The 3,197-nt window shown below is 29.5% G+C and carries 3 protein-coding genes; all 3 read right to left on the bottom strand.

Annotation, left to right across the window (positions count from 1 at the left end; genetic code table 11):
* Positions 1–403: 403 nt before the first annotated feature.
* Complete coding sequence (locus N4A55_RS09935) at positions 404–757, bottom strand: hypothetical protein (RefSeq protein ID WP_293755703.1); 354 nt, start codon at positions 755–757, stop codon at positions 404–406.
* A gap of 11 nt (positions 758–768) precedes the next feature.
* Positions 769–954, bottom strand: coding sequence for a SymE family type I addiction module toxin (locus N4A55_RS09930; protein WP_293755700.1), 186 nt, complete (start codon positions 952–954; stop codon positions 769–771).
* A gap of 845 nt (positions 955–1,799) precedes the next feature.
* Complete coding sequence (locus tag N4A55_RS09925) at positions 1,800–2,270, bottom strand: GNAT family N-acetyltransferase (protein WP_293755697.1); 471 nt, start codon at positions 2,268–2,270, stop codon at positions 1,800–1,802.
* Positions 2,271–3,197: the final 927 nt, after the last annotated feature.

Genomic DNA, 3,197 nt, shown 5'->3' with positions numbered 1-3,197 from the left:
CCAACATATAAATACATTTGTTTCTTGTGCATTTGTATCACTCCATTCTGATGAATAAAAACGCAAACATCCACAACACCAGTATCAAACTATTAAGATATCCACATCTATAGATGAAATATCCTCATAAATAGCCGTACAATGATAGTCCAGTAAGTTTTTACATCTTCTAATCAGAAAGAAAGATAGTAGAAAAATAATATATTAAGTTTTCAAAGTACGAATTAAATCCTTAAACAATAGTTCTAATAACTATAATTATTATTAAAACTATTAGTTAAAAACTTAATAAATGATATATATAAAAGGAACGACAGTTTCACATTGATAGTATCAGTTTTACACATAGTGCAACATACTCTTGATAGTGATAAACTGTCTATTCCCTTCATAGCTTGATTAATTAGTGGGGCATTATCTTAGATATATCCCAAACTTTAGACCAACCACCTAGTTTAAGAGATTTAGGGCAAACCGATTCCTTGTCATATTTCTTGATGGTAGTTCTATCTTGTACCGTTTCAAGAACTAATCTATTAGACCTTAAAATAAGCTTCTGAAAATGCTTGTCGTTGTTGTCATCTTCTGTATTAATACTCTTTTCCCAAACAGTAACAGAAGCATTTCTAAAGTAAAATCTAAGAGCTTGTTCAATAATTTCATTAGCACCATGAGAACCATCAAGTAATGACGCTTTATGTTTAGCTAATGATAATAAATCTTCATCTAAAGTAGTAGTGAACTTAATTCTCGACATAAAATCAACTCCTAATCTTTAATAATCTTAATAATTAATTGTTCTTTATCTTCTATAACATATACCTTGTCCCCAATGTTAAAACCTTGTTTTTCAAGCCATTTCCCTTGTAGGCGAATAACTGGATAACAAGAAAATCCTTTCTTAACTCCAAGATAATTAGTAACGCTACAAACTGTCAAAGTGCGTAAATTCATATATAATATCTCCTTTCAAAGTAATTGAAAGGAAAACAAAAAGTTCTGACCTACACTTGTTAAATGATGCAGAATCATCTATAATTATATAAAGGTTGCTTATAACAGCGTACGCTGTATGTGTAGGTAGTGTGATACCTGCATATGCTTGAAAGTGCTCCAACACTTTCAGGATATGGCGACCTTTTTGATTTCCAATAAAATGAATAATCATGAGACAGGGATAAGACCATCTAGGGTCGGTAGCCTACGAAGTGTTTTAAAGGTCTTCCCCCTTCCCAAAATCTTTTCAGAATCTTTCTAATGGGTCAATAAAAACCCAGATATAACGTCCCACCCAACTTGTAGTTGGCTTATTTATCTCTCATTAGTTCGCGATATAAAGCAGTGCGTATACTATAATGACAAGAATACGCTCCATTAAGACTGTCAAACAGAAAACGTATCATTCTAATGAAATATCGCATATCTTCACCTCCAATACCTATATGGTTTAGCTGTTTCGTTGACTGAACAGCTTATATCATAGGGTTTATTAGAGGTCAATGATTATTTTAAACAATTTTTTATTATTCTTTGACCTAACTAAAAATATGGCACAAAAAAATAGCTATTTGTGGTATAGCTATCTAATAAATAGTGGTATATTTATTTATTCTTATTAACCTCATATTATTCACGAAAATCATTAAAATTAAGCTACGTTTATTTACTTCAAAGTATTTCATCAATTATTTAATGCACGAACACATGCTACTTTACAATTGGTAAAACACTTATAAACATACTTTCTTATTTTAGCAACTCCCATAAATACTATGGGTTAATGAATATATTTGTTACCGCTATATTGATTTATTATAGAAAATACATTTATCTTTTATATGGGAATGATTAAATCCTAAAGCTGTATGTGCATGCTGACTAATCTTGTTATGAAATTCTACATCAGAGGCTATTTCTAGGCAGTTATTTTCTCTAAGCCAATTTTCTGCTACTTTAACAAGATTTTTCCCTACGCCTTGCATTCTTAAATCTTTATCTACATACCAACCTTCAATGTAACCGACAGGTTTTGAATCACAGAAATCCAATTCGGGGTATAGAGTTATTTCTATAAAGCCACCTAATTTCCCATTATCACGAACAGAAACAAATACAATCCATAATAATTCATTCTTGTAGAAGTTCTCGCCTTTTAATATATATTCCATTTCATTCCATAATTCTTTTTCGGTATGATGTGACCATAGAGCATAACGCATTCTATGTTTTTTTTCAATTTCATTATTGATTATTTGTCTGTACTTCAACATAGTACCTCCTTTTCTTATTAATATAAATGAAATAAATACAATGTTTTTTAAGTAATTGTAGATTTTCTTTATCGAACAAGCTTATTATAGAATACAGGTTGTAAGTTATTTATTTCATCATCATAATCTTTATATACTCTCTATATTAGCAAAGTTCCTTCCCATTCCTAATTGTTTCCTTATAACCATATTCAATGCTTCTTCACTTATACTTACTAGATAATTCTTTATGGTAAGAATACCATAGTTAGCTCAATTTACGTCATATTGCATTCTTACATCTATAGGATTGATTATTGTTGTACCTTTATGTTGCATAACAAATATTTATATAAATGTCCACATAGTAGAATATGTATATTAACATTACTAAGAGAGTCTTCAAGTTCATTAAAATTCATGTTAGGAATAGAAACATAATATCATCTTCACATAAATGCTCATATATATAGTCTATATATCTATTTAATCGTAATTAATTATTACTAATTGGTCTAACTTTTATCCACTTGTTTAAATCATTCATCTGTAATACTCTTTGATCCAAACCAAGGTATTAAGTTTTTAAGTTATTAATATGGTGCTTTACATAACAATCATTAAGAAAGATAATCCCTTGAATATCCTTTAATTTCATATCTTCAATAATAGCTCTTAGAGCAACAATATTACCATGAAATCTGCTAATATCAATATAGAAGGACAAAGAATAATAAAAAATTGTTTAAAATAATCATTGACCTCTAATAAACCCTATGATACCCCAAAGCTAGTCAACGAAACAGCTAAATCATATAGGTATTGGAGGTGAAGATATGCGATATTTCATTAGAATGATACGTTTTCTGTTTGACAGTCTTAATGGAGCGTATTCTTGTCATTATAGTATACGCACTGCTTTATATCGCGAACTAATGAGAGATAAAT

Source organism: Vallitalea sp. (assembly GCF_025211055.1).
Taxonomy (GTDB): Bacteria; Bacillota; Clostridia; order Lachnospirales; family Vallitaleaceae; genus Vallitalea.
The sequence above is the reverse complement of the archived record's forward strand: the minus strand, read 5'-3'. Positions and strand labels throughout refer to the sequence as shown.